General features: G+C 66.8%; 1 pseudogene. It reads right to left on the bottom strand.

Features of this window, described 5'->3' with window-relative positions:
* Positions 1-1,712, bottom strand: a pseudogene (locus WS61_RS28635) (hypothetical protein); the annotation flags it as partial.

The raw sequence follows: 1,712 nt of genomic DNA, 5'->3' as shown, positions 1-1,712 counted from the left end.
AAGCCGTCGTCGCCGATCAGGCCCGAACCCTTCAGTTGGCTCATGTTCACCGCGTCCGTGTCGGCCACGCCCGCGTTCACGTTCGACAGCGTCACCGGAGCCGATGCACTCGTACCGCCCAGCGTCACCTTGTCCTTCGCCGCGCTGTCGTACACCACAGCCAGCGATTCGCCGGTCGTCGGGTCGATCAGACCGCTGTCGTGCAGCGTGTCTTCGAGGTCGCCCACGCGTGTGTTCGTCGCGAACAACTGCGAGCCGTTGACCGCGTCCGTGCTCGTCGCCGACAGGTTGCCTGCCGCTACGTTCGTGATGCGCGTGCCGCCGATTCCGCCCAGCGTGATCGTGCTCAGCGTCGCGTCGTCGTACGTGACCGCTGCAAGCGACTTGCCGTCGTCGTCGATCAAGCCCGAGCCCTTCAACTGGCTCACGTTGACCGCGTCCGTGTCGGCCACGCCCGCCTTCACGTTGGACAGCGTCACCGGCGTCGATGCACTCGCACCGCCCAGCGTCACCTTGTCCTTCGCCGTGCTGTCGTACACCACCGCCAGCGATTCGCCAGTCACCGGGTCGATCACGCCGCCACGCGACAGCGAATCTTCGAGGTCGCCGACACGCGTGTTCGTCGCGAACAGCTGCGAGCCGTTCACCGCGTCCGTGCTTGTCGCCGACAGGTTGCCTGCCGATACGTTCGTGATCTTCGTGCCGCCCGTTGCCGGATCGCCGCTCAGCGTGATCGTGCCCTTCGACGCGTCGTCGTACGTGACTGCGGCAAGCGACTTGCCGTCGTCGCCAATCAGGCCCGAACCCTTCAACTGGCTCACGTTCACCGCGTCCGTGTCGGCCACACCCGCCTTCACGTTCGAGATCGTCGTGCCATCAGCGCCCTTCAGCGCCACTTCGTCGAAGTTCGCCGAGCCGTCCGGGTTCTTGCCGTACGTGACCGCCAGCGACGCCAGACCCGAACCCGGATCCGACGGATCGACCGGCGCCACCAGCCCCGCATCCTGCAACTGGCCGAGGTTCACCGCGTCATGACGATCGACGCCGTCCGCCACGTTCGACAACTGCACCGGGCCGGCCGACTTGCCGCCGCCCAGCGCCACCGCGTTGTAGTTCGGTGTGCCGTCCGGGTTCGTGCCGTACGTGACCGCGGCAAGCGGCTTGCCGTCGTCGCCGATCAGGCCCGAACCCTTCAGTTGGCTCACGTTCACCGCGTCCGTGTCGGCCACGCCCGCGTTTACGTTCGACAGCGTCACTGGAGCCGATGCACTCGTACCGCCCAGCGTCACCTTGTCCTTCGCCGCGCTGTCGTACACCACCGCCAGCGATTCGCCGGTCGCCGGGTCGATCAGGCCGCTGTCGTGCAACGTGTCTTCGAGGTCGCCCACGCGGGTGTTCGTCGCGAACAGCTGCGAGCCGTTGACCGCGTCCGTGCTCGTCGCCGACAGGTCGCCTGCCGATACGTTCTTGATCTTCGTGCCGCCCGTTGCCGGATCGCCGCCCAGCGTGATCGTGCCCTTCGACGCGTCGTCGTACGTGACCGCAGCAAGCGATTTGCCGTCGTCGCCGATCAGGCCCGAACCCTTCAGTTGGCTCACGTTCACCGCGTCCGTGTCGGCCACGCCCGCGTTTACGTTCGACAGCGTCACCGGAGCCGATGCACTCGTACCGCCCAGCGTCACCTTGTCCTTCGCCGCGCTGTCGTACACCAC

It is taken from the genome of Burkholderia sp. ABCPW 11 (assembly GCF_001523445.1).
Lineage (GTDB): Bacteria > Pseudomonadota > Gammaproteobacteria > Burkholderiales > Burkholderiaceae > Burkholderia.
The sequence above is the reverse complement of the archived record's forward strand: the minus strand, read 5'-3'. Positions and strand labels throughout refer to the sequence as shown.